This is a genomic window from Stakelama pacifica, from assembly GCF_004361835.1.
In the GTDB taxonomy this organism is placed as follows: Bacteria; Pseudomonadota; Alphaproteobacteria; order Sphingomonadales; family Sphingomonadaceae; genus Sphingomonas; species Sphingomonas pacifica.
In genome coordinates, this window is the sequence record NZ_SNWD01000004.1 from 125,952 (window position 1) to 151,613 (window position 25,662).

At 63.5% G+C, this 25,662-nt stretch carries 25 protein-coding genes; 6 read left to right on the top strand and 19 right to left on the bottom strand.

The genetic code is table 11. From position 1 onward, the window contains the following. Positions 1-8 precede the first annotated feature (8 nt). On the top strand, positions 9-803 hold the full coding sequence (locus tag EV664_RS08140; protein ID WP_133495346.1) for an SDR family oxidoreductase: 795 nt from the start codon (positions 9-11) through the stop codon (positions 801-803). A 343-nt stretch (positions 804-1,146) separates the two neighbouring features. On the opposite strand, the gene EV664_RS08145 is transcribed toward EV664_RS08140, so the two are convergent. Next, positions 1,147-3,405, bottom strand: a complete 2,259-nt coding sequence (locus EV664_RS08145; RefSeq protein WP_133495197.1) for an NADP-dependent malic enzyme — start codon at positions 3,403-3,405, stop codon at positions 1,147-1,149. 165 nt (positions 3,406-3,570) lie between these two features. Here EV664_RS08145 and mutS point away from each other — a divergent pair, with 165 nt between their 5' ends. Then, on the top strand, positions 3,571-6,150 hold the full coding sequence (gene mutS, locus EV664_RS08150) for a DNA mismatch repair protein MutS (protein ID WP_133495347.1): 2,580 nt from the start codon (positions 3,571-3,573) through the stop codon (positions 6,148-6,150). Here mutS and EV664_RS08155 read toward each other — a convergent pair. From EV664_RS08155 to EV664_RS08170, 4 genes are all read right to left on the bottom strand, one after another. Continuing rightward, positions 6,125-6,886 carry an NTP transferase domain-containing protein gene (locus tag EV664_RS08155; protein WP_133495198.1) on the bottom strand — a complete coding sequence of 254 codons (762 nt, stop codon included), beginning with the start codon at positions 6,884-6,886 and terminating at the stop codon, positions 6,125-6,127. The two genes, mutS and EV664_RS08155, sit on opposite strands and share 26 nt — an antisense overlap. Next, positions 6,883-7,785 carry a hypothetical protein gene (locus EV664_RS08160; RefSeq protein ID WP_133495199.1) on the bottom strand — a complete coding sequence of 301 codons (903 nt, stop codon included), beginning with the start codon at positions 7,783-7,785 and terminating at the stop codon, positions 6,883-6,885. The genes EV664_RS08155 and EV664_RS08160 overlap by 4 nt, the downstream gene beginning before the upstream one ends. Next, entirely contained in the window at positions 7,785-8,846 is a 1,062-nt protein-coding gene (locus EV664_RS08165) for a diacylglycerol/lipid kinase family protein (RefSeq protein ID WP_133495200.1), read from the bottom strand. The genes EV664_RS08160 and EV664_RS08165 overlap by 1 nt, the downstream gene beginning before the upstream one ends. Positions 8,847-8,999: 153 nt before the next feature. After that, positions 9,000-9,470 (bottom strand): DUF2141 domain-containing protein, encoded by a 471-nt coding sequence (locus EV664_RS08170; protein WP_211338486.1) that lies wholly within the window; start codon positions 9,468-9,470, stop codon positions 9,000-9,002. Between the two features lie 184 nt (positions 9,471-9,654). On the opposite strand from EV664_RS08170, the gene EV664_RS08175 reads away from it, so the two are divergent. Continuing rightward, positions 9,655-10,398: a phosphocholine cytidylyltransferase family protein gene (locus EV664_RS08175; RefSeq protein WP_133495201.1), complete on the top strand. Its 744-nt coding sequence runs from the start codon at positions 9,655-9,657 to the stop codon at positions 10,396-10,398. A 9-nt stretch (positions 10,399-10,407) separates the two neighbouring features. Here the strand turns inward: EV664_RS08175 and EV664_RS08180 are convergent, their stop codons facing one another. The 12 genes from EV664_RS08180 to EV664_RS08235 are packed head-to-tail and all read right to left on the bottom strand — an operon-like array spanning position 10,408 to position 19,894. Further along, positions 10,408-10,833: an HIT family protein gene (locus EV664_RS08180; RefSeq protein WP_133495202.1), complete on the bottom strand. Its 426-nt coding sequence runs from the start codon at positions 10,831-10,833 to the stop codon at positions 10,408-10,410. 4 nt (positions 10,834-10,837) lie between these two features. Beyond that, the gene (locus EV664_RS08185) at positions 10,838-11,944 is read right to left on the bottom strand and encodes a CDP-alcohol phosphatidyltransferase family protein (RefSeq protein WP_133495203.1); all 1,107 of its coding nucleotides are present in this window, start codon (positions 11,942-11,944) and stop codon (positions 10,838-10,840) included. A gap of 7 nt (positions 11,945-11,951) precedes the next feature. After that, positions 11,952-13,313, bottom strand: a complete 1,362-nt coding sequence (locus tag EV664_RS08190; protein ID WP_133495204.1) for a lipopolysaccharide biosynthesis protein — start codon at positions 13,311-13,313, stop codon at positions 11,952-11,954. Between the two features lie 8 nt (positions 13,314-13,321). Then, on the bottom strand, positions 13,322-13,501 hold the full coding sequence (locus EV664_RS08195) for a hypothetical protein (RefSeq protein WP_133495205.1): 180 nt from the start codon (positions 13,499-13,501) through the stop codon (positions 13,322-13,324). Next, positions 13,498-13,851, bottom strand: coding sequence for a HesB/IscA family protein (locus tag EV664_RS08200; RefSeq protein WP_133495206.1), 354 nt, complete (start codon positions 13,849-13,851; stop codon positions 13,498-13,500). The genes EV664_RS08195 and EV664_RS08200 overlap by 4 nt, the downstream gene beginning before the upstream one ends. Before the next feature lie 46 nt (positions 13,852-13,897). Next, positions 13,898-14,392: an SUF system Fe-S cluster assembly protein gene (locus tag EV664_RS08205; protein ID WP_133495207.1), complete on the bottom strand. Its 495-nt coding sequence runs from the start codon at positions 14,390-14,392 to the stop codon at positions 13,898-13,900. Then, complete coding sequence (locus tag EV664_RS08210; protein ID WP_133495208.1) at positions 14,389-15,603, bottom strand: cysteine desulfurase; 1,215 nt, start codon at positions 15,601-15,603, stop codon at positions 14,389-14,391. The genes EV664_RS08205 and EV664_RS08210 overlap by 4 nt, the downstream gene beginning before the upstream one ends. After that, on the bottom strand, positions 15,603-16,688 hold the full coding sequence (locus EV664_RS08215; RefSeq protein WP_133495209.1) for a SufB/SufD family protein: 1,086 nt from the start codon (positions 16,686-16,688) through the stop codon (positions 15,603-15,605). The genes EV664_RS08210 and EV664_RS08215 overlap by 1 nt, the downstream gene beginning before the upstream one ends. Continuing rightward, a complete protein-coding gene (gene sufC / locus EV664_RS08220) occupies positions 16,685-17,428 on the bottom strand; it encodes a Fe-S cluster assembly ATPase SufC (RefSeq protein WP_133495210.1) in 744 nt (247 codons plus the stop codon). Before sufC ends, EV664_RS08215 begins: the two co-directional genes overlap by 4 nt. Beyond that, the gene (locus tag EV664_RS08225; protein ID WP_133495211.1) at positions 17,422-17,925 is read right to left on the bottom strand and encodes a hypothetical protein; all 504 of its coding nucleotides are present in this window, start codon (positions 17,923-17,925) and stop codon (positions 17,422-17,424) included. The genes sufC and EV664_RS08225 overlap by 7 nt, the downstream gene beginning before the upstream one ends. Continuing rightward, positions 17,922-19,385: a Fe-S cluster assembly protein SufB gene (gene sufB, locus EV664_RS08230; protein WP_133495349.1), complete on the bottom strand. Its 1,464-nt coding sequence runs from the start codon at positions 19,383-19,385 to the stop codon at positions 17,922-17,924. Before sufB ends, EV664_RS08225 begins: the two co-directional genes overlap by 4 nt. Continuing rightward, positions 19,385-19,894 carry an SUF system Fe-S cluster assembly regulator gene (locus tag EV664_RS08235; protein WP_133495212.1) on the bottom strand — a complete coding sequence of 170 codons (510 nt, stop codon included), beginning with the start codon at positions 19,892-19,894 and terminating at the stop codon, positions 19,385-19,387. Before EV664_RS08235 ends, sufB begins: the two co-directional genes overlap by 1 nt. Before the next feature lie 136 nt (positions 19,895-20,030). Here EV664_RS08235 and EV664_RS08240 point away from each other — a divergent pair, with 136 nt between their 5' ends. The 3 genes from EV664_RS08240 to EV664_RS08250 are packed head-to-tail and all read left to right on the top strand — an operon-like array spanning position 20,031 to position 24,644. Beyond that, on the top strand, positions 20,031-21,014 hold the full coding sequence (locus EV664_RS08240) for a quinone-dependent dihydroorotate dehydrogenase (protein WP_133495213.1): 984 nt from the start codon (positions 20,031-20,033) through the stop codon (positions 21,012-21,014). Positions 21,015-21,062: 48 nt separating this feature from the next. Further along, complete coding sequence (ggt, locus tag EV664_RS08245; protein WP_133495214.1) at positions 21,063-22,820, top strand: gamma-glutamyltransferase; 1,758 nt, start codon at positions 21,063-21,065, stop codon at positions 22,818-22,820. Between the two features lie 42 nt (positions 22,821-22,862). Then, a complete protein-coding gene (locus EV664_RS08250; protein WP_133495215.1) occupies positions 22,863-24,644 on the top strand; it encodes an AMP-dependent synthetase/ligase in 1,782 nt (593 codons plus the stop codon). Positions 24,645-24,700: 56 nt separating this feature from the next. Here the strand turns inward: EV664_RS08250 and EV664_RS08255 are convergent, their stop codons facing one another. Then, on the bottom strand, positions 24,701-25,081 hold the full coding sequence (locus tag EV664_RS08255) for a hypothetical protein (protein ID WP_211338487.1): 381 nt from the start codon (positions 25,079-25,081) through the stop codon (positions 24,701-24,703). Between the two features lie 49 nt (positions 25,082-25,130). Next, complete coding sequence (locus EV664_RS08260) at positions 25,131-25,523, bottom strand: hypothetical protein (protein WP_133495217.1); 393 nt, start codon at positions 25,521-25,523, stop codon at positions 25,131-25,133. Between the last annotated feature and the right edge of the window lie 139 nt (positions 25,524-25,662).

Sequence of the window (25,662 nt, forward strand, 5' to 3'; positions counted from 1 at the left end):
AGAAGATGATGGACACGGCAAGGCTGTTTCGCCTCGATGGGCGCGTCGCGCTCATCACCGGCGGCTCGCGCGGGATCGGACGGATGATCGCCGAAGGATTTATCGCTCAGGGCGCGAAGGTCTATATCACGTCACGCAAGGTTGCGGATTGTGAGGCGACTGCGAGCGAACTGGGTGAGAATTGCATCGCACTGCCGCACGATATTTCGACCGTGGAGGGGTGCCGCAGCCTCGCCGCGCTGCTTGCCGAGCGGGAGGAGCGGCTCGACATTCTGGTCAACAATGCCGGTGCGGCATGGGGCGTGCCGTTCGAGGAATTCGACGAACAGGGCTGGGACAAGGTCATGGACCTCAACCTGAAATCGCCCTTTTTCCTGACGCAAGCGCTGCATGGTCTGCTGAAGGCGGCAGGCAGTGCGCAGCAGCCGGCCAAGGTCATCAACATCAGCTCGATCGACGGCCAGCGCCTCAATCCGTGGGACACGTACAGCTATCACGCGTCAAAGGCGGGGCTGATCTATCTGACCAAACGCATGGCCGCGCGGCTGATCCGCGATTTCATCAACGTCACCTCGATCGCACCCGGTGCCTTTGCCAGCCGGATGAACAAGGCAGCGCGCGACCATGGCGATCAGGTGGCGAAAGCGATCCCCGCAGGCCGGATCGGCAGCGATGAGGATATGGCGGCAGCCGCGATCTATCTCGCCAGCCGCGCGGGCGATTATGTGGTGGGGGAAACCATCACCGTCGATGGCGGGCTGGTCAACGCCGCGCTGGGGAGCAGCATCGACCCGGATGTGTGAGGGGCACCGCTGTTCGCGCTGAGGCAAGGGCGACGTCCGTTTGGCCGAAGACTATACGCGCGGCGCGCCCATCGCCCGCACTCCGTTCGCGCTGAGATTGTCGAAGCGCCGTCCCGAGGCCCGCCCTGGCAGGTAGTCGAAGGGTGCGGTTCTTCTTCACCCCTCGGGTAAGAAAAACGGTCCTTCGACTGGCTGCCTGCGGCAGCCGCTCAGGACAAACGATTTGGGTTGGCAGAACCCGTTCGCTTGCGAAGCGTAGTCGAGAAGCGCATTGCGAGTCAGACGTATCTCGACTTCGCTTGACACGAACAGTCGGGGAGGCGGACGGTGCCCCCCCGAAACCTCAATCCACCATACCGCCCGCTGCGAGCACCGCCAGTGTCACCAGTTCGTTCGCGCTCGAGGTCATCGGCGCGATCTGCACCGGCTTTTCGATGCCGATCAGCATCGGGCCGATCATCGAATCGCCGCCCAGTTCGCGCAGCAATTTGGCCGAGATATTCGCCGATTGCAGGCCCGGCATGATCAGCACGTTCGCAGGACCCGAAAGCCGCGCGAACGGATAATTGGCCTGTTGCTGCGGGTTGAGCGCAACATCGGGCGCCATTTCGCCTTCAAATTCGAAACCGACCTGACGGTCCTCCAGAACCTTCACGGCAGCACGCAGATTGTCGAGCCACTGCCCCGGCGGGTTGCCGAAGTTTGAATAGCTCAAAAACGCCACGCGCGGTTCGTGGCCCATACGGCGGGCAACATGCGCGGTCTGTTCAGCGATTTCGGCGAGCTCTTCGGCGTTGGGCCGTTCATTTACCGTGGTGTCGGCAATGAACACCGTATGGCTCTTACCCACCAGAATGTGGATGCCAAAGGGGGTGCGGCCCGGCAGCGGGTCGATGACGCGGCGAATTTCGCGGATCGTTTGCGCATAGGTGCGGGTGATGCCGGTGATCATCGCATCGCCCTGCCCCAGCTGGAGCAGCAGCGCGCCGAAGATGTTGCGGTCCTGATTGACCATGCGTTCGCAATCGCGGCGCAGATAGCCGCGACGCTGCAACCGGTTATACAGGAAATCGACCATCTGCGGCACCAGCGGCGAATGGCGGCTATTGTGCAGTTCGAAGCTGTCGGGATCGTCGACGCCGACGTCCAGCAGCCGCTGGCGCACATCGTCGCGGCCGACCAGCACCGGCGTACCATAGCCACCGTCGCGGAACGCAATCGCCGCGCGCAGCACGACCTCCTCTTCCGCCTCGGCAAAGATAACCCGCTTCGGACGCGCCCGCGCGCCTTCATAGGCAAGGCTGAGCACCTGCGTCGTCGGGTTGAGGCGGCCTTTCAGCGTCTGGGCATACGCGTCGAGGTCGAGGATCGGCTTGGTCGCAACGCCGGTATCCATCGCCGCTTTCGCAACCGCAGGCGGCACGATTTCCATCAGGCGCGGATCGAACGGTGCCGGAATGATATAATCGCGCCCGAAGCTGTGCTGCACGCCGTAGGCGGTCGCCACTTCCTCGGGCACCTGCTGGCGCGCGAGCGCGGCAAGCGCTTCGGCCGCCGCGATCTTCATCTCGTCGTTGATCGTGGTCGCCCGCACATCGAGCGCGCCGCGAAAGATGAACGGGAAGCCAAGGACGTTGTTGACCTGATTCGGATAATCCGACCGCCCGGTCGCGATAATGACATCGGGCCGCGCCTTTTTGGCTTCGGGCGGCGTGATTTCGGGATCGGGATTGGCCATCGCGAACACGATCGGCTGCTTCGCCATTTTTTTCAGATGCTCGGCGGGCAGCGCCCCCGCCGCCGACAGGCCAAGGAAGACGTCCGCCCCGTCGAGCGCGTCGGCCAGCGTGCGCTTGTCGGTATCGACCGCATGGGTCGATTGCCACTGATTGATGTCGCCGCGCCCTTCATACAGCACGCCCGACCGGTCGAGCATCAGCATATTTTCCTGACGCACGCCCATCGCCTTGATAAGGTCGGCGCACGCAATAGCAGCGGCGCCAGCGCCGTTCACCACGACCTTCGTATCCTTGATGTCACGCCCGGTCAGGTGAAGCGCATTGATCAGGCCAGCCGCCGCGATGATCGCGGTGCCATGCTGATCGTCATGGAACACCGGGATGTTCATCCGCTCGCGCAGCGTCTGTTCGATCACGAAACAGGCGGGCGAGGCGATATCTTCCAGATTGATGCCGCCGAAACTGGGTTCGAGCAGTTCGACCGCATCGATAAAGCGGTCGACATCCTCGGTCTTCAGTTCAAGGTCGATCGAATCGACATCGGCGAAGCGTTTGAACAGGACCGCCTTGCCCTCCATCACCGGCTTCGACGCCAGCGCGCCCAGATTGCCGAGACCGAGAATCGCCGTGCCGTTCGAGATCACCGCGACCAGATTGCCCTTCGACGTATAGTCATAGGCAGTCTGCGGGTCCTCCGCGATGGCGCGCACCGGCACCGCAACGCCGGGCGAATAGGCAAGCGCCAGATCGCGCTGCGAAGCCATCGGCTTTGTCGCTACGATCTCAATCTTGCCGGGGCGGCCTTCGGAATGAAAAAGCAGCGCCTCGCGCTCTGAAAACTGCACGTTGGATTCGTCGGCCATCGCATCCTCTACATTTCGTTTCGCCTGCCCTTAGACCGATAGAGCCGCACTTGTCGAAGGCAAGCACGCGCTTTTTTATATCGACCATAGCAATGCCGTGTCGAAGGCGGTTTATGCGAGCGGCTTGCTGCGCTACCGCTGGCGGCGATGTCCGCACCTACCCCGATGATGGCCCAGTATCTGAAGCTGAAGGAAGAGGCCGGCGATTGCCTGCTCTTCTATCGCATGGGCGACTTTTTCGAACTTTTCTTCGACGATGCGAAGGTCGCCTCTGCGTGCCTCGACATCGCGCTGACCGCGCGGGGCGAGCATGACGGCGAAAAGGTCGCGATGTGCGGCGTGCCCGCGCATTCGGCAGAGGCGTATCTCGCCCGGCTGATCAAGGCAGGCCACCGCGTCGCGATCGCCGATCAGGTCGAAACACCCGAAGAAGCGAAGAAGCGCGCCGGATCGAAAGCGCTGGTCGACCGCGCGATCGTCCGCGTCGTTACGGCGGGCACGCTGACCGAGGAATCGCTGCTCGACAGCCGCAGCGCGAACTGGTGCGTCGCGATCGGCGAAGCGGGCGGTGCCGTTGCGGTCGCGGCGGCGGATATTTCGACCGGCCGGTTCGAGGTGATCGAAACCAACGCGGACGCGCTGAGCGCTCAGATCGCCCGGCTGAACCCTGCTGAGGTGATTGCGTCCGAAGCGAGCGGCTTCGATGCGCTCGCCACTACGCTGCGCCCCTCGATCGATTTCGACAGCGCACGCGGCGAGGATCGGCTGAAACAGCTGCACGGCGTCGCAACTCTGGACGGGTTCGGGCAGTTTTCGCGCGCGGCGCTCGCTGCGGCGGGAGGTCTGGTCGCCTATCTCGACCATACGGCCAAGGGATCGCTCCCCTTTTTGCGCCCGCCGCAATGCAGCCATGCGAATAGCTGCATGGCGGTCGATGCCGCGACTCGCGAAAGCCTCGAACTGACGCTGAGCGCGCAGGGGAGCCGCAAGGGCAGCCTGCTCGACGCTGCCGACCGCACGGTGACCGGCGCGGGCGCGCGATTGCTGGCGCAGGATATCGCCGCCCCGCTGATGGACCGCACCGCAATCGAGGCGCGGCTGGCGCTTGTGCAGCGGTTTCATGACGATCCGATCCTGCGCGATCGCACCCGCAGCGCGCTTCGCGCCATGCCCGATATCGGTCGAGCGCTGGGGCGGCTGGCGGCGGGGCGCGGCAGTCCGCGCGATCTGGGCCAGCTTCGCGACGGGCTGGACGGCGCATGGCAACTGGGCGAGACGCTGGGCAGGATCGATGCGGTGCCGCCGCTGCTCGCTGAGCTCGCGCCGCAGCTTCGCGGTCATGGCGCGCTGATCGATCTGCTCACCCGTGCGCTGGTGCCCGATCCGCCGGTCGATGCCGACAAAGGCGGGTATATTGCCGAGGGCTATGACGCAGCGCTCGACGATCTGCGTGCGACCGGTGCGGGCGGGCGACGCTCGCTCGCGGCGCTAGAAGCGCGCTATCGCGATGAGACCGGTATCGCGAATCTGAAGATCAAACATAACGGGGTGCTTGGCTATCATATCGAGGTGCCGTCGCGATCCGCCGACAGATTGATGGCGCCGGACAGCGGCTTCACCCATCGCCAGACGCTGGCCGGGGTGGTGCGCTTCAACGCGCCCGAACTGCACGACCTTGCCCTGAAAGTGACTCAGGCGGGCGCGCATGCACTGGCGGCGGAAGCTGCGCATCTCGAAGATCTGACCGAGCGTGCGCTGGAAACGCGCGAGGCGATTGCCGCGACCGCCGATGCGCTTGCCCGGATCGATGTCGCGGCGGGACTTGCCGAACGCGCGGCGGAGGGCGGATGGGCGCGGCCCGCGCTGGTCGATCATCCCTGTTTCGACATTGTCGGCGGGCGGCATCCGGTGGTCGAGGCGGCGCTGGCCAAAAGCGGCGAGCGCTTCGTTGCCAATGACTGCACTCTGTCCGAACAGTCCCGCCTCTGGCTCGTCACCGGTCCCAATATGGGTGGTAAGTCGACCTTTCTGCGCCAGAACGCGCTGATCGCGGTGCTGGCGCAGGCGGGCAGCTATGTTCCGGCGGCGAGCGCGACATTGGGGCGGGTCGACCGACTGTTCAGCCGGGTCGGCGCGTCGGACAATCTCGCGCGCGGGCGATCGACCTTCATGGTCGAAATGGTCGAAACCGCCGCGATTCTTGCACAAGCGACGCCGAACAGCTTCGTGATCCTCGACGAGGTTGGGCGCGGGACCAGCACCTATGACGGGCTCGCCATCGCCTGGGCGGTGGTCGAGGCAATTCATGAGGATAATCGCTGCCGCTGCCTGTTCGCGACGCATTATCATGAGCTCACCCGGCTTGCCGAACGCTGCGACGCGCTGTCGCTCCACCATGTTCGCGCACGCGAATGGAAGGGTGATCTGGTCCTGCTCCACGAAGTGTCGGAGGGGCCGGCGGATCGCAGCTACGGCCTTGCCGTGGCGCGGCTCGCCGGAATGCCGCCCGCCACGGTGAAGCGCGCGCAGGCGGTACTGTCGAAGCTGGAAGCGGGGCGGGAAAAGACCGGCGGGCTGGCTGCGGGGCTCGACGATCTGCCGCTCTTCGCCGCCGCCGCCGAACAGGAAGAGGCAGCGGTCGATGCGTTGCGCGACGAACTCGCCGCGCTGGACGTCGACGCGCTCAGCCCGCGTGAGGCGCTGGATACGCTCTACCGGCTCAAATCGCTGGCGAACGAGCCCTGATCAGGCGCGCGACCAGCGCGATGTCGTCGGGTTTGTCGACATCGACTGCGGCGAGACCGAAAGGAGACGCTACCGCCGTTGCCCGCACTCCGGCGGTGCGGCCCAGCGCGGCGAGCGCCGCATCGAGCGTCAGCCGCCCGAAGAGATAGCGCAGCAACAGCCCCGGCCCCAACCGGCGAACGATCCGCCAGGGGCGTTTGCGATCCGCCTCCACGCTGCGCCACAGCGTCAACGCATTGGCTGCGCGGTCACTGGCCAGCCAGAACAGGTTGCAGCCCGACCACTGCCCGTCAGCGAAGCGCAGATAGGTCCGCCGGGTCTCCGGCACTTCGGCCTCGATAACGCGCCGTTCGGCGAGCAGCGCGGCGACATCCGCGTCGCCGGGGACATCGGCGACGAAACGGGTAATCCATTCGGGACGCAACAGCGCATGATCCGCCGTGGTGACGAGCAGCGGCGCGCCGAGCGCTTCAAAGGCACGGCCAACGCTTTCGCTCGGACCCGGCGCGGCGGGGATCGTTTCGACGCCAAGGGCGCGGGCATGGTCCGCCACCGCCTCGCTCGAAAAGGACACGGCGATTCGGCCCGCCCCTGCCGCACGCAGCGCCGCCACCACGCGGGCGAGCATCGTTTCGCCGTTAAATTCGATCAGCGCCTTGTCGCTCACCCCGGCATGGCGCGCGAGCGGATCGTCGCCGCCGCGCGACCCGGCCAGCACCAGCGCGGTGAAGCTCATTTGGTCGCGGTTCTGCGCCACAGCTGGAACAATACGCCAGGTGCAGCGAGCACCGGATGGCGTTCGCGCCATGGGGTAAGGCGAAGGCCGATGCCGGTATGCCGCTCGATCTTCCACAGCGCGTAGCGGGTGGCGCCTTCGAACGTGAAACCAGCCTTGAGCAGCCGCGCTGCGTTCAGCCATTTGCCGGTCTTCTGCCGGGCGACCCACTGATCGAACAATCTGCGACAGCGTTCGGGCGCCAGGCGCGGCGCGTAGATGGCACCGCGCCGGTCATGCGCGATCCCCGCCGCATCCCAGGCGAGCGGAAGCAGGTCATCGAACCATTGCGGGTTGTTGTCGAGGATCTGCCGCTCACGCCCCGGCTTTTCGACGCGCAGTTCCAGCGTATAGGTCTGGCGGAACAGCGCGCCCCAATAATCGCGCGCGCTTCCCTGCTCCTCGCCCAGCATCGCGGCGAAGGAGGCAGCAGTCATCGCGGCGGAGCAGATCGCATCCTCGACTGCCCGGCGCGATGCCCAGTCGCTCACCCAGACAAGCGCGCTCGGCTGAACGAAGCGCGTCCAGATCGTCGTATCGACCATCTCGCCCGCCGCCGCTTCGCCGAAAATGTCGAGCGGCATCGTCGCGACTTTCGCGCGCACGATCCGGCCGCTGCTCACCGGCAATTCGGCGAAGCTGACATGCGGCCATATCAGCCGGTCCATCGCGTCCGACCTGCCCGGCGTCAGCACATAAAAGTCGAGTACGCCGTCCATGTCGCCGGTGCGCAACACCGAACCGTAGAACAGCACCGCACAGCCGCCGCGCCGCTGCGCGAGCAGCGCTGCCGCTTCGCGGATATCGCGCCCGACCGGCATGTCGAGCGACTGCAGGATGCGGGCGCGCAGCCGGTCCATCACGCCACCACGAAGCGAAGCGGTGCGCCGCGGCGAAGCGTCAGCGCACCGCCGGGATAGGTTTCGCCGTCGAGGATGAAATCGCTTTCGATCCCGATCTCCAGCGTTTCGGCGGCGCGATGGCGATAGCCCTTGCGCTCCATCGCTTCGTTCTGCCGCCCGGCCAGCAGCATCGGCACCCGGCGCAGCATCTGGCGCGGCGGCGCATCGACCGCAAGCAGCTTCATTCCCTGCCCGAGCCGGCCAAAGGGTTTCAGCCCGAGCGGAAAACGGTCGAGCGTCGAACAGAGCAGAATATAGAACCGACCGGCCATTTCGACATCGCCGCCGATCGTCATCGCGTCCCCTGCGCGCCAGCCGCGATCCTTCGACCCGAACAGGGTCTGGCCGATACTGGCGACGAGCGAGAGGCCGACCGCCAGCCCTTCGAACGCACCGAAACGATGTGTGTGCTGGGCAAGCGAGGTCGCGCGAACGAATGCACCCGCGCCGAACAAAAATCCGGTCTGCGCAGGCGAACTTTCGCCCTCCCGCCAGATTTCCAGCGGCGTGCGCTCGCGTATCTCATCCCGCCGGATAGCGTCGATGAGGCGATCGAGAGTCACATCGGCGGACATGCCGAGATCGATCGCCACCGCATTGGTCTTGCCCGCCGGAAGGATCGCGAATTTGGGCAGCGCGCTGCTATACACCCGGCGCGCAGCGCTCAGCACATCGCGCACCGTGCCGTCGCCGCCATGAATGATGATCACATCGACCCTGCGCGCGGCGAAGTCGGCAATTGCTGCCTCCAGCTCGGCCTTGGTGCCGGGAGCGCGATACAGAATTTCCTGCCCCGGCGCCGAAACCGCGCCTGTTCCGTTGCGATGGCTGCGCGGATTGCTGATCATCGCGATGCGTGCCGAACGCTCCGGCACCCGGGCGGGATCGGGCCGGGCAAGATCGCGAATCCGCCCCGCGCGGACCGGCGCAGGCGCGAGTGCGCGCCGCGACGCTGCGTCGCGACGTAGCAGTTCCGCCTCACCTGACAGGCCGGCGCGCAAGGAAGGCGCTTCGCTCAACTTTCTCGCCACTGTAAAATTATTGAAACATAGCAGATATGCGATTCCGCTCGATTTTCCAGCCCTTACGCGGAACAAATTACCGCAATGCAATAATAAAGACCGATTATTTTCATGCTACCGTTACGGATTTGTCACAAGGGACGTCCGGATTTAGCGCGAATAGCGCATCTTCACCTGGATCGTTCGCCCTGCCGCAGGAAGTTCGAATCGAACCTTGTCGAACGAGGGCAGGCCGAGCGTCGTCGGCGCGTCGTTCGAAAAGCCGAATCCTTCCTTGATCTTGAACAGGGTGCGATTGAAATCGTGATCGGCATTTTCGTCATGATACAGCGCAGCGGCATAATGACCCGGCGGCAGCCAGAAACACGTTGTCGTGTTCGGCGCCTTTGCGGGGATGCGCGCCCGCGCGATATATGCGTGCGAGGCCAGAAATTTGCTGCGGCTGTCGGGATAGATGCTGAACGCAACCTCACCATCGGCATTTTTCAAATTGGTCGCGACGACCGTCAGCTTCACCGCGCCATTGCCCGCAGTCCCGGTGCACCCCTGATCGGCCAGCGCGGGAGTCGCGACGGTAAGCGCGGCCAGCGCCGCCGCCGAAATCATCCATCCTTTGGTCAAGATTCTGCTCCTGTTGCCCTTCAAAAGCGGCGTGCAATAACAGAGTCATTCTTTCGTCATACTGAACGAGCGCGTTCTGTAATTGATTTGTCGCCGCTTTGCCAGATGGCAATTCGATCCCTATCTGCAACGCCCCGGCGCGGTTTTTTCGCGCCTCGCCAATAGGGTTTCGCGAGGGAATAACATGATCGAAAAGGCTATCATCCTCAGCGCGGGTCAGGGATCGCGGCTGTTGCCGCTGACGGCCGACCGGCCCAAATGCCTGATCGATTTTTCCGGCAAGTCCCTGATCGCGTGGCAGATTCACATGCTATCGCGGCGGGGCGTACGCGATTTTCACATCGTCACCGGCTTCATGACCGACATGGTCGAGCACGAGCTCGATTCGATCCGGCGCGAGGGGATTTCGATCACCGTGCATTTCAATCCTTTTTACAAGGTTGCGGACAATCTGGGCAGTTGCTGGATTGCGCGCGACGCGATGGCGGGCGAGTTTCTGATCCTGAACGGCGACACGCTGATTTCGGAGGAAATCGTCGCTCAGGTGGTTGAGAATCAATCGAAATGGCCGATCACCGTCACGGTCGACGTGAAACCGCATTATGATAGCGACGACATGAAAGTTTCACGGCGCGGCGATCAGCTGCTGGCGATCGGCAAGACGCTGAGCGCGCAGCAAAGCGATGCCGAATCGATCGGTTTCCTTGCTTTTCGCGGCGAGGGCGGCGCGCTGTTCCGCGAAAAAGTGCGTCAGGTGATGCGCACCCCCGCAGGCGTCGAAAACTGGTATCTGAAAATCATCGACATGCTGGCGCCCACGGGCAAGGTCGGCACCTGCTCGATCGAAGGACAGGACTGGGCAGAGGTCGATTTCCTCAACGATATCGAGATTGCGACACGCCTCACCGACCGCTGGGCGGCGGGGTGACAGCAGCGATCAGAAACAGTCCTTCAGCCAGCTGACCAGCCGGTCGCGCGCATCCTCATCGGGCGTCACCGCGCTCGAAAGGTCCGGCACTTTGGGCCACCCCGAATCGGGATATGCCACTCCGTCGTGCGAACGCGCGCCCTCATAGCGCGGGATGACGTGGAAATGGACATGGGGGTCGACCATCATCAGCATCAGATAGTTGAGCTTTTCATACCCGACCGCAGTGCTCAGCATCGCTTCCAGCTCGCTGGTCACGCTTTTCAGCTCGGCATGCGCTGCCGCAGGCAGATCGCCGAACGCAGTCGCGTCCGAGCGCGCGGCAAGCACACAGCTTCCCAGCGTCGGCTGCGCCGGCCGCAGCAGCAGCACCCAATGCTGCCATTCGCGGATCAGCGTTGCGGGATAGCCGAATTTCTCGATCGTTGCGTTCATGGGTTCAGCCCTCCAGCCATGAGGTGACGGGTTCGCCGCGCGCCTGTTGCAGCTCGGCAGTGATGACCTGCCAGAAATGGACGAGCAGCGACAGGCCGGTCCACCATGCAACCAGGATCAGCCCGATATCGGGGCGACCGAACACCAAGCTGCCGACCAGCAGGATCATATTCGGGTTGCGCCGCGCGGTCACGAGGCGGAAATCGCTGTCGAATTTGCGCCAGACATGGATGTGAAATCCGAAGCGTTTGATGAACCAGCCCTCGATCAGGCGCTGAACGACATAGCCGATCAGGATCGTACCGGTGACCCATCCAAAGGTTGTCGCGCTGTAAGCAAGGCCATGATGCGACAGGCCAAGCGCCCATGCCACCCACCAGAAGGGCGGATGGACCAGATCGATCCCATGATCGAAAATATTACCCCAAAAGCTCGACGTGACGGTGCAGCGGGCAAGCTTCCCGTCGACCGTGTCGAACACCATGAACACGAAACCGACCGCGACGCCCGCCCAATAGTGACCGTACAGAAAGAAAAAGGTCGCGGCGATACACCCGATCGCGCCGAGCACCGTCACCATATTCGGCGTCATGCGCAGCCGCGCGGCGAGCCGGGTGAGGTGAAAGGCCAGTTCGGGCCAGAGATATTTGGTCAGAATGTCAGTGACGCCCTTATAGGCGCCATAATAGCTTTCGCGCTCGAGCCGGGCGACATTGCCGGGAACCAGCGGTTCGAAAAAGGGCTGTTGCTGTTTGCGCAGCGATTCATTGTACAGCGTCGGGCGGTCCTCGATCCGGTACACGCTCGCGCCCTCGGGGGGCAGCATCGCTTCGCCCGCGATCCGCGGCAGCAGCGCCGCTTCATCGCGTACCAGCACCGGCCGGTCGCCATGCATCACCCATAAGCGCGGCGTCGCCATGGCATGGGTCATCCATAGCGGATCGAAGGCATAGCCCTGATCCGCCCAGAGCGAGGTCGTATCGGCTTTCGGACCGCCCACGCCCGCTTTATCGGCAAGACGTTCGATACGCTCATAGCTGCTAAGGCCCCACAGGCGGGTGGTGTTGTCGCCCATCACGATCAGGCGGCTCGGCACGGTTCCAGAAGACATGACGCCGCTATGGCCCGGCTGGTCCGGATTGCAACCCGTCTGCGTTCGCCTGTGCCTTTCGTCCGAACCGCAGCGTCGCCAGCCCGAGCAGCAATGTCGTGACCACCGATCCGATAAACACCCCGATCGACGCCCCCTCGCCGCCCATGGCGGGCATCAGCGCGACCATCGCGCCGATCAGCGCGACGACGCCGATGCAGCGTGCGACAAAGGCAGTGACGGCGTGGTCGCCCGCCATCAGCACTGGTTCGAAACTCACCCCGGCAAGTCCGATACACCCGGCAGCCGTCAGCCATAACAGGATCGGATATGCAGCGCCGAAGCCTTTCCCGCCGACCAGCGCCAGCACCGGCTGACCAATGGCGAAGGTCAGCAGCATGATCGCTCCGGCGGCAAGGCTCGATCCCGCGAACATGCGCCAGATGGTGCGGGACAGATTGCCGGTACCGCTGCGCACCGCGCGCACGATTTCGGGGAAGCCCGCGCGGACGAGCAGCTGCGACAGCTTGGTCAGCGCATTGGCGATCTGGAATGCCAGCCGGAAGATACCGGCGGCCGCGGGACCGACAAAACCGCCGACGAGCAGCAGCGGCAATTGAGTCGAGGCAAGGCCGAGGGTCGAACTGCCGCTGGTCGATATCGAGAAGCGGGCAATGCCCGGATTCTCCGCCAGCACCGCCTGGATCGGCGCGCGCGATTTTAACGTCAGCGCCAGATTGCCGCCGCGCGCGAACATCCACCAGAAGGCCGCCGCCGTCGCAATCTCCGCCGCTGCCCAGGCATAGAGAAAATTCTCGACCCGCGCGCCGATCAGCAGCACCGCCACCGCCCCGATGAGCCGCACGATGCCGGTCATGCTGTCGGCGAACGCAGCCTCGGCAAACCGGTCCTGCAGCCGGAGCGCGCCCAGCGGCATCGAACGCACGGTGACCAGCTGCACCACCAGAAACATCAGCGTCTGGCCCATCAGCGCGTCGTCGATCCCGAAACTGCCGCCCCAGACCGCGAGGATCGCGACCCCGATCGCGATTCCGACCAGCGCAGTGGCAAAATCGAGCAGCCCGCAGGCGCGGAACAGCCGCCCCAGCCGGGCCTTGTCCCCCGCATGCAGCGGTGCGACGCCATATTGCACGACGATCTGCCAGGTCTGGAACCCCACCATCGTGGCGAGAGCGCGCGACGCCCCGGTAATCAGCGAAAACCGACCAAAATCGGCAACGCCCAGCGAGCGCGCGGCAATGGCGAGATAGACGAGCGACAACAGCCCGACCAGCCCGCGATTGGCGACCAGCCAGCCGAGATTATGCAGCACCGCGCGAAATCCGCGCCGCGCCGCCGGTTGATCCTGTGGAGTAGCGCCCCCCGCCATGGCCTGCGTCAGTCGGTCTGCTGATCCGGCGTGCTCGCGCGCCGGGCCCGGTAATAGCGCCAGACAAGCGCGCTGCCGAGCAAGAAACCGCCGGGCGCTAGCAGGATCGTGGCGGCAAGACCGGCACGTTTCAGGTTGCGAGTGCGCCGATCTCTGCGCGCTGCCGCCGCTTCATCGTCTTCGCTCAAATGGTGAAGCTCTCACCACAGCCGCACATGCCGGTGGCATTGGGGTTGTTGAACACGAACCCGGCGGTGAAATCATCCTCCTGCCAGTCCATGGTCGACCCGATCAGATACAGGACCGATGCAGCGTCGACAAAGAACACCCCGCCGGGCGTTTCGATGCGTTCGTCCATCGGGTTCGCCTCAGTCACATAATCGACCGAATAGGCAAGCCCCGAACAGCCGCGCCGCGGCGTCGAAAGCTTCACCCCGATCGAACCTTCCGGCGCACGCGCCATCAGATCGGCGATGCGCTGTTCAGCGCCCGGTGTCAGCTTCACCGCTGCGGGGCGTTCGCGGGTTCTGGTCGCCATGATTATCTTCCTTCCCCGGCCAGCATAGCATTGTGGCCGAACCTTCTTAAAGCATGCCCAGTTCGAGCTTTGCATCGTCGCTCATCTTGGCCGGGTCCCAGGGCGGGTCCCAGACGAGATTGACCTCCGCCTGCCCCACGCCCGGAACCGAGCCGACGCGCAGCTCGACCTCGGCGGGCATGGATTCGGCGACCGGGCAATGCGGCGTGGTCAGCGTCATCGTCACCGCGACATGGCCGCCTTCCGCTACATCGACACCGTAGATCAGCCCCAGATCATAGATGTTCACCGGGATTTCGGGATCGTAAATATCCTTCAGCGCGTCGATGACCGCGTCATAGATTTCGCCGCCCGGTTGCCCCGCAGGCATTGCCTCGGGCCTTTGCGAGAGAAATCCGTCGAGATAGTCGCGCTTGCGCTCATAGGTTTCGCGGGCGGTCGCGGCGTCGTCGCGCTGCGCATCCTCGACGCGCGCGCGCGGCGCGGGATCGACCGCCGCGACTTCCTCGACCGCGATTCTGCCTTGCTGTTCGTCGCTCATCCGAAAATCCTCGTAACTCTTTCCATGCCCTCAGCGAGCGCATCGACATCCGCAGCACTGTTATAGACGCCGAAACTGGCGCGGGCGGTGGCATCGACGCCCAGCACCTCCATCAGCGGCTGCGCGCAATGATGGCCGGCGCGGATCGCGACGCGGCTTTCGTCCAATATGGTGCCGATGTCATGGGGATGTACCCCCGCTATCGTGAAACTGACGATGCCGGCGGAATCTTCGGGTCCGTACAGACGCACCGAATTGATCCGCGACAGCGCCTCGCGTGCCTGTCGCACCAGCGCAGCCTCATGCGCATGAATGCGATCAAGGCCGATGCCGCTGACATAGTCGATCGCGGCGGCAAGGCCGAGCGCACCGACGATGTGCGGCGTACCCGCTTCGAACCGTCCCGGCGGGGGGGCGTAGGTCGTGCGTTCGAACGTCACCTTGTCGATCATCGACCCGCCGCCCTGATACGGGGGCATGGCCTCCAGCAATTCGGGCCGCGCCCAGAGCGCGCCGATACCGGTCGGGCCGTAGAGCTTATGCCCGCTGAACGCATAGAAATCGCAATCGAGCGCAGCGACATCGACGCCCATGCGCGGCACCGCCTGGCACCCGTCGAGCAATAGCTTCGCGCCCGCGCCATGCGCGATATCGGCGGCGCGGCGCGCATCGAGCACCGATCCCAGCACGTTCGAGATATGCGCGAGCGCAACCAGCTTATGCCGGTCGGTAATCATCGCCGCCATCGCGTCGAGATCGATGCGGTGATCTTCGGTCAACGGCACGACATCGATCTCGGCACCAACGCGCTCCGCCACCATCTGCCAGGGCACGATATTGGAATGATGTTCGAGCGCTGAGAGCAGGATACGGTCGCCCACCTTCAACTGGCTTCCCGCCCAGCATTGCGCGACCAGATTGATCGCCTCGGTCGCGCCACGCGTGAACACGATCTCGTCGGCCGAACCTGCGTTGAGGAAGCTGGCGACCTTGCGCCGCGCCGCTTCGTACGCGAGCGTCATATCGGCTGAGCGCTGATACACGCCGCGATGCACGGTCGCATAGCTTTCGCCATAGGCACTCGTGATCGCGTCGATCACCGGCTTCGGCTTTTGTGCCGTCGCGGCGGTATCGAGATACGCCCAGCCTTCCGGGATCGCCGGAAAATCGGCGAGCACGTCGAGCGGGCGGGTGTCGGTGGTGATGGTCATCACAATGCAGCCTCCAGCCAGCGGCCTGCATCTTCGGCGAATGCCTCGCGCACCGCTTCCTCGCCGATCCGGTCCATCGCGTCGCCCACAAAGGCGCGGGTCAGGAGCGCGCGGGCGCGGCCCTTCGACAGCCCCCGGCTTTCGAGGTAAAACAATGCGCGCTTGTCGAGTTCGCCGACCGTCGCGCCATGCGCGCATTTCACGTCATCGGCGAAGATTTCCAGCTCAGGCTTCAGATTTACCTGTGCCGTGCGGTCGAGCAGCAGGCCGCGAAGCGATTGTTCGCCGTCGGTCTTCTGGGCATGGCGCTTGACCTCTACCCGCGCGGCGAGGCTGGCGACCGACGTATCGGCAGCGACCGCGCGCCAGATCTGGCGGCTCGACCCTTCGGGTTCGGCATGATCGACGACGACCGCCGCCTCCTGCCGCTGCTCGCCGCGTGTCAGCAGCGCGCCGCCCATTTCGGCATAGGCACCCGTACCCGACGCACGGATCGCGCCATCGATACGGCTACCCATTCCACCTGCGCCAAGGAAGACCGACACAAGGCTCGCCGCCTCGGCAACATTCGCCTCATCGCGGATCGACACGAAACCAGCCGACTGCATCAGCCGCACCGAGCGCATCAGCCGCGCGCCGCGCGCAAGGCTGATCTGCGTCAGGCGGTTGGCCCAGCCGGTTCCGGCATAGCTTTCCACGACTGACGCGGTCGCATCTTCGCCCAGTTCGATTCGGGCAGGCACATGATTGTCCGCGCCGGTGCCGATATGGACGATCTGGATTGTCTCGGTCGCCGCCCCCTTGTCGAGGCTGAGCCGCCAGCCCTCGCCTGCTGCGAGGCGGCCGAGCGGATGCTCGCTTGCCTCTCCGATCGCGGTGACCTGCACCGGGCCGGGACGGCTGTGCGTCGGATCGAACACTCCGTCGATAAAGGCAAGGCGTGGCCCTTCGATATCGAGGAACAGCGCGGACGGCACGACATCGGGGGCGGTGTGATCGGACCGGGCCGCCGCTTCCAGCGCAGCCATGTCCGACCATTTCCACGCCTCCTGACGTTTGGTGGGAAGGTCGAGCGTTCCGGTCATGCGGTCACCTCGGCATAGCCTTCGCGTTCGAGCTCAACCGCCAGTTCCGGCCCGCCCGAACGCACGATGCGGCCATCGACCAGTACATGCACCACGTCCGGCTCCACATAATCGAGCAGCCGCTGATAATGGGTGATGAGCAACACGCCCTTGTCGGGCTTGCGCATGATACGGTTGATCCCCTCGCCCACCGCCTTCAGCGCGTCGATATCGAGGCCGGAATCGGTTTCGTCGAGGATCGCGAATTTGGGATCGAGAATGCCCATCTGGACCATCTCGTTGCGCTTCTTCTCTCCGCCCGAAAAGCCCACATTAACCGGGCGTTTGAGCATTTCCTGATCCATGCCGAGCGCATCCGCCTGAGCGCGGGCGAGCTTCAGGAATTCGGCGCCCGACAGCGGCCCTTCGCCGCGCGATGCGCGCTGTGCGTTCAGCGCTTCACGCAGAAACTGCACGTTCGAGATACCGGGAATTTCGACCGGGTACTGAAAGCCCAGAAACAACCCGGCGGCGGCGCGTTCATGCGCTTCCATATCGAGCAGCGCTTCGCCCGCAAATGTCACCGATCCGTCGGTCACTTCATATTCGGGGCGACCGCCCAGCACATAGCCAAGCGTCGATTTACCTGCACCGTTCGGTCCCATGATCGCATGGACCTGACCAGCGGCGACCTCGAGGTTCAGCCCTTTGAGGATTTCCTTGCCGTCGATCGCGGCGTGAAGATTTTCGATTTTCAGCATGGCAGTTCCTGATTTCGGCATGGCGGCGACGATCCGCTGATCGTGATGGCCGGTGAGAATGTCTTGTCTTCGGGTTTGGGCGGCAGCTTCACGATCTGATCGCTGGCGGTGTCGTCGTCACCACCACCGACCGGGCCGACCGCCGGAATTTTGGGCTTTTCGGGCTGGACCAGCTTCGGAATGGTGAAGCGCGGTTTTCCGTCACTGCTGTCGGGCATTTCACGCCGGATCGCGGCGAGCTGTTCGGGCGCGGCATTACCGCACGCGCTCTTCGCATCGTCCGAAACGCAGTCGAGAAAATCGGCGCAGGCGGTCGCGTCGATCCGCTTCACCCCGCTGCCCTTCAACACCCGGCAATTGGCAAGGCCGCCGCCAGCGCGCCGGTCGAATACCAGCGTCACCAGCCCGGCCTTCGCCTCGACGACGATTTCGTCGCCGACGGTTTCCTCGGGCACCGTCTGCGCGGTCAGGAGAAGGGACAGCGCGGCGAGGATCACCCCACGCTTCCTTCCAGCGAGATACCGAGCAGCTTCTGCGCTTCGACCGCGAATTCCATCGGAAGCTGTTTCAGCACTTCCTTGGCGAATCCGTTGACGATCAGCGCGACCGCCGCTTCCTCGTCCAGCCCGCGCTGCATCGCGTAGAACAGCTGGTCCTCGGAGATTTTCGAGGTTGTCGCTTCATGTTCGATCTGCGCGCTGGGGTTCTTCACCTCGATATAGGGCACGGTATGCGCGCCGCACTGATCGCCGAGCAACAGGCTGTCGCACTGGGTGAAGTTGCGGACATTTTCCGCCGACGGCCCGACGCGGACCAGCCCGCGATAGGTGTTGTCGCTGCGGCCCGCGCTGATCCCCTTCGAGATGATCGTCGAACGGCTGTTCTTGCCGTTATGGATCATCTTGGTGCCCGTATCGGCCTGTTGCCGGCCATTGGTCACCGCGACCGAATAGAATTCGCCGACGCTGTTTTCACCGTTCAGCACGCAGCTGGGATATTTCCAGGTGATCGCGCTGCCGGTTTCGACCTGCGTCCAGCTCACCTTCGAATTCTTGCCCTGACACAGCGCGCGCTTGGTGACGAAATTATAGATGCCGCCTTTGCCGTTCTCATCGCCCGGATACCAGTTTTGAACGGTCGAATATTTGATCTCGGCATCGTCGAGAGCGATCAGTTCGACCACCGCGGCGTGAAGCTGGTTTTCATCGCGCATCGGCGCGGTGCAGCCTTCGAGATAGCTGACATAGCTGCCCTTGTCGGCGACGATTAGCGTGCGTTCGAACTGGCCGGTATTTTCGGCATTGATGCGGAAATAGGTCGACAGCTCCATCGGGCAGCGAACGCCCTCGGGAATGTAAACAAAGGTGCCATCCGAAAAGACCGCCGCGTTCAGACAGGCGAAGAAATTGTCGCGCGTCGGCACGACCTTGCCCAGCCATTTTTTGACCAGTTCGGGATGCTTCTGGATCGCTTTTGAAATCGACAGGAAGATGACGCCCGCATCCTCCAGCTCCTTGCGGAAGGTGGTGGCGACCGAAACCGAATCGAACACCGCATCAACCGCGACCTTGCGCGCGCCCTCGACCCCGGCGAGCACCTTTTGCTCCTCGATCGGGATGCCGAGCTTTTCGTACGTCCGCTTGATCTCCGGATCGAGCTCGTCGAGGCTTTTGAGCGACGGCTTCTTTTTCGGCTCGGCGTAATAATAGGCGTTTTGATAATCGACCATCGGGATGTCGAGCTTCGCCCAGTCGGGTTCGACCATCTCCTTCCACATGGCGAACGCCTTCAGCCGATAGTCGAGCATCCATTCGGGCTCTTCCTTCTTGGCCGAGATATAGCGAACGGTGTCCTCGTTCAGCCCCTTTGGCGCGAGCTCCTGCTCGACGTCCGAGGAGAATCCCCATTCATATTTCTTGTTCGCGGCGGCGAGCGCCTCTGCGTTCTTGGTAGCCATCATGATACTCCCGCTGCCGTTTGGGCCGAGCTTGTCGAAGCCCCGCCCTCTTTGGCAGCAGATGAAGAAAAGGACCGCCCTTCGACAGGATCAGGGCGAACGGGATTATGGGTAAGCGATGCAAGCGAAATATCGGCGAGTGCGCCGCGCACCGCGCCGTTGACGACTGCCCAGTGCGGGCGGACCGAGCAACTCGATTCCACCGCGCAATCGCCGCGCGAATGGTCGACACAGGCGGTCAGTGCGATCGGCCCCTCAATGGCCTCGACAATATCGGCAAGGTTGATCGCGGCGGGCGGCCGGGTCAGGCGAAAGCCGCCGCCCGTCCCGCGCGTCGATTCGATCAGCCCCGCCGAGGACAATTTGCTCACCAGCTTTTGCACCGTGGGCAGCGGGAGCGCCGTTTCCTGCGCAATCAGAGTCGCGTTCAGCCGCCCGCTCGCGCCGCAATGGCGCGCTGCGGCGGCCATCATCACGACCGCATAATCGGCTAGGCTGGAAAGTCTCATTCGCTCCTGACGCGCTGCTATTTGCGAACCATTCTCAAATCGGATCAATTCGCTCCGATTGCCATGTGGCGATGCTTCGCCTCTGCGTCAACCATCGCTTTGACGAAGCGGCAAAGCGATGCGAAAGGCTGTGTCCATGTCTTATCCAGCCCGCCCGCTTCTCTTCGCGCTCGATGCAGAGCGCGCGCATCATCTGACCATCGCCGCGATGAAGCGCTGGGGCGCGAGCGGGCTTGCCGGTGGCCCGGAACAGGGCCGCGAAGTGACGATTGCCGGGCTGACCTTTCCCAACCCAGTCGGGCTTGCCGCCGGGCTGGACAAGGATGCGCAGGCGATCGACGGATTTCTGGGGCTTGGCTTCGGACATGTCGAGGTGGGCACGCTGACACCCCGCCCCCAGCCGGGAAATCCACGCCCACGTCTGTTCCGGCTGCGCGAGGATGATGGAATCATCAATCGCATGGGTTTCAACAATGGCGGGATCGACGCCGCGCTGCCGAGAATCAGGGCGGCGAAGCGCAAGGGCGTGCTTGGCGTCAATGTCGGCGCGAACAAGGATTCGACCGATCGCATCGCCGATTATGCGCATGGCGTGGCAAAGGCGGCACCGCACGCTGATTATGTGACGATCAATGTCAGTTCGCCCAACACGCCGGGCTTGCGCGATTTGCAGGACCCGGCGATGCTTCGCGAGTTGCTGGCCGGGTGCGATTCGGCGCGGAGCGGGGAATGGGGCCGTCGCCCGCTCTTTCTGAAAGTCGCTCCCGACCTTGAGAATGAACAGCTTCGCGCGATCACCGAAACCGCGATCGCCGGAAAGGCCGATGCGCTGATCGTCGGCAACACCACGATTTCGCGCCCCGCCTCGCTGACGTCGGGCAGTCGCGGCGAAACCGGCGGGCTGTCGGGTGCGCCGCTGCGCAGACTGGCGCGCGAAAAACTGGAAATCGCTGTCGAGGCAGCAGCAGGCGCGCTGCCGATCATCGCGGCGGGCGGGGTGGACAGCGCGGAGGAGGCACGGCTTCGCCTTGCCGCCGGAGCGACGCTGGTACAGCTCTATTCGGCGCTGATCTATCACGGTCCGGGCCTGCCCCGCCGCATCGTTCGCGGCCTCGCCTGACGCCACCCCCTCTTGCCTAACCGAGCCAGCGCGTTACCCATTGGCACCATGAAACGCGCCCTCTTCCTGTTCGCCGCGCTGATCGCGCCTGTCGCTGCTCCCGCCCAGACCCCCGCCGCCCCTGCCGAGGCAGACAAAGGCGATCAGGGGATCGTCAGCGCAGCCGATCCGCGCGCCGTAGCAGCGGGCGTCGAAATCCTGCGCGAAGGCGGCAGTTCGGTCGATGCCGCGATCGCCACCATGCTCGCGCTCAACGTGGTCGAACCTTATAATTCGGGCATTGGCGGGGGCAGCTTCCTGCTCCATTCGGACGGCAAGATCGGCACCACGACGAGCTTTGACGGTCGCGAAACCGCTCCCCATGCGGCGACCGACACATGGTTTTACGACAAGGACGGCAAACCGCTCACCCATGCCGAAGCAGTGCCGGGCGGGCGCAGCGTCGGCGTGCCGGGCGATCTTCGCATGTGGGCAGAGGCGCATGAGCGCTTCGGGCGGCTCGCTTGGGCGAAGCTGTTCGAACCGGCGATCCGGCTCGCCCGCGGCGGTTTCGTCATAACGCCGCGCCTGTATCGCGCCTTTGTCATGGGCGGCGATCATATCGAGGCGGACGCGAAAAAAATCTTCACCGATGCGGATGGCAACTGGCTGCCCGTCGGCACATGGCTGCAAAATCCGGCTCAGGCCGATCTGTTGCAGTCGATTGCAGATCGCGGTGCCGATTCCTTCTATGTCGGTCCGGTCGCGCAGCAGATTGTGAACAAGGTCAACAATGCCGCGCGCAACCCGTCGAAAATGACGCTGGGCGATCTTGCCAGCTATCAGGCAAAGCAGCGCGACCCGGTGTGCGAACCCTATCGCAGCTATCGGATTTGCAGCATGGGCCCGCCTTCGTCGGGCGGGATCACGGTGCTGATGATCCTGAAGCAGCTCGAACGCTTCGACCTGCACAAAATGGGCGTGAACAGCCCCGTTGCATGGCATCTGTTCGCCGAATCGCAGCGGCTCGCCTTTGCCGATCGCAACCGGTATATCGGCGATCCCGATTATGTGCACGTGCCGGTAAAGGGGATGCTCAACCCCGCGTATCTGGCAAAGCGGTCGCAGCTGATTTCGCCGGATACGACGCTTGGCACCTACGAGCCGGGAACGCCCGCCGGTGCGCCCAAGCGCATCACCGCGCCGCAAAGCGAAGTTCCGGGGACCAGCCATATCGCCACCGCAGACCAATGGGGCAATGTCACCTCGGTCACCAGCACGATTGAGGGCTATTGGGGATCGGGTCTCGCCGTACAGGGAACGTTCCTCAACAACGAGCTGACCGATTTCGACATCGTGCCGACAGAGGATGGCTATCTTGTCGCCAACCGGGTCGAGGGCGGCAAAAGGCCGCGCAGTTCGATGTCGCCCACCATTGTCTATGGCCCCGACGGCAAAGTGCGTCTGGTCGTCGGCGCGGCAGGCGGCCCGACGATCATCGGTCAGGTGGCAAAAGCGATCATGGGCGTCATCGACTTTGACATGAGCGCGCAACAGGCAATCGCCACCGGGCTGATCTTTGCCCCTTCGGCAGGCGGCTATGCCGAGGCGGATACGCAGTTCGACGCGATGATGCCCGCGCTGGAAAAGCTGGGCGAAAATCTGAAGCTTGCGCCGCTGGGTGTGAAGGCGAATGCCATCGAACGGGTCGACGGCCATTGGGTCGGGGCCGCCGACCCGCGTAGCGAAGGTGTGGCGATGACCGAAGACGGCAAGGTGACAAAGATCGTACGCGCCGGAACCGACAAGAATCGCCCGGCAGAATAACAGAGACCAGCGCCGCAAACAGACGGCAGGTCAGGAGTGGATATGCGTCAGTTCGAACATTTCCCCAATCTCGTCACCATGTTCTTCACGCGGGCGCGGGAGAAAGGCGACGCCCCCTTCCTGTCGCACAAGGCGGACGGCGTGTGGCATTCGATCAGCTGGGCAGAGGCAGCGCGGCAGGTCGCTTCGCTCGCCGCCGGGCTACGCGCGGCGGGGCTGGTTCCCGGCGACCGGGTGATGCTGGTGAGCGAAAACCGGCCCGAATGGTGCATCTCCGACCTTGCCATCATGGCGGCGGGGTGCGTCACGGTACCGACCTACACCACCAATACCGAACGCGACCACCTGCACATCATCGAAAATTCGGAAAGCCGCGCGATCATCGTGTCGAACGCGAAGCTTGCCCAGACGTTGCTCCCCGCCGCGCTGCGCTCCGGTGTGCCCGATGTGGTGATCGGCATCGAACCGATGCGCGTGGGTCAGCCGGGGCGCATGGCCTTTTACGACTGGAACACGCTGATCGCGAACCATCCGACCGAACCGGCGGTGATCGAGCAGCAGGCGAATTTCGGGCGCGGCGACCTTGCCTGCATCATCTATACCAGCGGCACGGGCGGGGCCCCGCGCGGCGTTATGCAGCATCATGGCGCGATCCTGCACAATGTCGCAGGCGCCACCGCGATCATTTCGGAGGATTTCGGGTGGGAGGACGAGGTTTTCCTGTCCTTCCTCCCGCTTTCCCACGCCTATGAACATACCGGCGGGCAATTCTTCCCGATCGGGCTGGGCGCGCAGATTTGTTATGCCGAGGGGCTCGACAAGCTGGCATCGAATATCGAGGAGGTGCGCCCGACGATCATGGTCGTGGTGCCGCGCCTGTTCGAAGTGCTGCGCACCCGGATTACCAAGGCGATCGAGAAACAGGGCAAGATGCCCAAATATCTGCTCGAACGCGCCGCAGCGATCGGGGCAAAAAAGCGCCCCTCGCTGCTCGACCAGCCGATGCGCATGGTGCTGAAAGCGACGCTGGTGCCTAAGGTGCAGGCGAAGTTCGGCGGGCGGATCAAGGCGATGGTATCGGGCGGTGCGCCGATGAATCCGGAGGTGGGGAGCTTTTTTCAGGCGCTGGGGCTGACGCTGCTGCAGGGCTATGGCCAGACCGAGGCAGCTCCGATCATCGCCTGCAACCGGCCGAAGGTCGGGCTGGCGATGGAAACGGTCGGCCCGCCCATGGACGATACCGAGGTGCGGATCGCCGAGGATGGCGAGATTCTGGTGCGCGGCGAACTCGTCATGCACGGCTATTGGCGCAACGAGGCGGAGACGCGCCGGGTGCTGAAGGACGGATGGCTGCACACCGGCGATATCGGGGTGATCGACGCCAAAGGGCGGATCAAGATCACCGATCGCAAGAAAGACATTATCGTCAATGACAAGGGCGATAATGTCGCCCCGCAAAAGGTGGAGGGGATGCTGACGCTGCAACCCGAGATCGGTCAGGCGATGATCGCTGGCGACCGGCGGCCCTATATGGTCGCGGTGCTGGTTCCCGATGCCGAATGGACCGCCGAATGGTGCGCCGCGCAGCAGGACAAGTGCGATCCGGCCACGGTTGCCGAAAACCCTGCTTATCGCGCGGCGCTGGGTCAGGCGGTCGACCGGGTGAACAAGGGGCTGTCAGTCACCGAACGCGTCCGCCGCTTCATCCTTGCCGACGAAGGCTTCACGATCGAGAACAAGCAGCTAACCCCGTCGCTGAAAATCCGACGCCATGTCCTGAACGAGGTGTATGGCGAGCGGCTCAGCGCGCTGTATCGGGGGTGATCCAGCCACATGTCGGCAGGGCTGACAGCTCAGTAATTGCTTCTGCATACGACATATCAATCATGAAAAACCTCCGGGTCCCGTCCAAATCTTACAAACGTTGGGAGATTCTTAATTGTAAATCCGTGTCTCATTTTATAAGCTGCCAATGCATCAGAAATCATTTTCTTTTCTTGGTCGTCGCTCGGAATGCCTGCAAAAACGGCCCAGACTACGGCTTCATTGATACCAAGCGTCTTTTTTTCGCGCTCTGTCAAGTCAACCATTGATGCGGAAAACGCGATGGAAGTATTTTTCCCTTCAATGCGAAAGTCTACATATTCGCCCATAGCCCGCTCCTTTGAAAAAAGCTCGAGCTCAGAATCTGGATCTAAAGTATGACGAGATATCTCGTTCGGTTTATCTGGATTAACAATTTTATAAGCATCCCAAGTCATTCTAGAATACTCCGAACGATCAATCATCAATTACCAGATTGAATTTTTCTTAGTTTTTCAAGTCGAGCTTCGGCTTCTGCCAGACCGGGAAAGCTCGGCGCATCCCCACCTGCACAATCTGCCCGCGCTCATTACCGATACCCGACACATGTACCAGCACAGGCCCACCGCTCTCGCTTGCGGTCAGCCGATACAGCGTACGGGCCTTATCCAGATCGCTCTCCACGCCGCGCCCTTCTTCGAACGCGATGCCCAGATCGAGCTGCGCCTGTTTGTCCCAAGTGAGCGAGCGACGCGCGAGGGCGGCAACTTCCGGCGATGTTTGCGACGCATCGAAGGGCACGCCCATATAGCTGTGGATCAGATGGTCGCGGATCATCGCGCCGCATCCGGCCAGCGCCAATGCGGGCGCAAGCAACGCGCGCCGTGCGAGCCGGTTCATGGCACCAAAAACCGCATATCGTTCCGCCCCCACGGCCCACACCTGCGGCCTTCCCCAAAGCCCGCCGGTCCGCCGCGCATTCTGGCCGATATCGCACGTTCCGACAATCTCTGATCGCAGTCCCGCGTGCGAATGCTGC

Bases quoted from the DNA above. Each gene is read 5' to 3' on its own strand.
- EV664_RS08140 (WP_133495346.1), top strand. From the start codon at position 9: ATGGACACGGCAAGGCTGTTTCGCCTCGATGGGCGCGTCGCGCTCATC.
- EV664_RS08145 (WP_133495197.1), bottom strand. From the start codon at position 3,405: ATGGCCGACGAATCCAACGTGCAGTTTTCAGAGCGCGAGGCGCTGCTT.
- mutS (WP_133495347.1), top strand. From the start codon at position 3,571: ATGATGGCCCAGTATCTGAAGCTGAAGGAAGAGGCCGGCGATTGCCTG.
- EV664_RS08155 (WP_133495198.1), bottom strand. From the start codon at position 6,886: ATGAGCTTCACCGCGCTGGTGCTGGCCGGGTCGCGCGGCGGCGACGAT.
- EV664_RS08160 (WP_133495199.1), bottom strand. From the start codon at position 7,785: ATGGACCGGCTGCGCGCCCGCATCCTGCAGTCGCTCGACATGCCGGTC.
- EV664_RS08175 (WP_133495201.1), top strand. From the start codon at position 9,655: ATGATCGAAAAGGCTATCATCCTCAGCGCGGGTCAGGGATCGCGGCTG.
- EV664_RS08180 (WP_133495202.1), bottom strand. From the start codon at position 10,833: ATGAACGCAACGATCGAGAAATTCGGCTATCCCGCAACGCTGATCCGC.
- EV664_RS08185 (WP_133495203.1), bottom strand. From the start codon at position 11,944: ATGTCTTCTGGAACCGTGCCGAGCCGCCTGATCGTGATGGGCGACAAC.
- EV664_RS08190 (WP_133495204.1), bottom strand. From the start codon at position 13,313: ATGGCGGGGGGCGCTACTCCACAGGATCAACCGGCGGCGCGGCGCGGA.
- EV664_RS08200 (WP_133495206.1), bottom strand. From the start codon at position 13,851: ATGGCGACCAGAACCCGCGAACGCCCCGCAGCGGTGAAGCTGACACCG.
- EV664_RS08205 (WP_133495207.1), bottom strand. From the start codon at position 14,392: ATGAGCGACGAACAGCAAGGCAGAATCGCGGTCGAGGAAGTCGCGGCG.
- EV664_RS08210 (WP_133495208.1), bottom strand. From the start codon at position 15,603: ATGACCATCACCACCGACACCCGCCCGCTCGACGTGCTCGCCGATTTT.
- EV664_RS08215 (WP_133495209.1), bottom strand. From the start codon at position 16,688: ATGACCGGAACGCTCGACCTTCCCACCAAACGTCAGGAGGCGTGGAAA.
- sufC (WP_133495210.1), bottom strand. From the start codon at position 17,428: ATGCTGAAAATCGAAAATCTTCACGCCGCGATCGACGGCAAGGAAATC.
- sufB (WP_133495349.1), bottom strand. From the start codon at position 19,385: ATGGCTACCAAGAACGCAGAGGCGCTCGCCGCCGCGAACAAGAAATAT.
- EV664_RS08235 (WP_133495212.1), bottom strand. From the start codon at position 19,894: ATGAGACTTTCCAGCCTAGCCGATTATGCGGTCGTGATGATGGCCGCC.
- EV664_RS08240 (WP_133495213.1), top strand. From the start codon at position 20,031: ATGTCTTATCCAGCCCGCCCGCTTCTCTTCGCGCTCGATGCAGAGCGC.
- ggt (WP_133495214.1), top strand. From the start codon at position 21,063: ATGAAACGCGCCCTCTTCCTGTTCGCCGCGCTGATCGCGCCTGTCGCT.
- EV664_RS08250 (WP_133495215.1), top strand. From the start codon at position 22,863: ATGCGTCAGTTCGAACATTTCCCCAATCTCGTCACCATGTTCTTCACG.
- EV664_RS08255 (WP_211338487.1), bottom strand. From the start codon at position 25,081: ATGACTTGGGATGCTTATAAAATTGTTAATCCAGATAAACCGAACGAG.
- EV664_RS08260 (WP_133495217.1), bottom strand. From the start codon at position 25,523: ATGAACCGGCTCGCACGGCGCGCGTTGCTTGCGCCCGCATTGGCGCTG.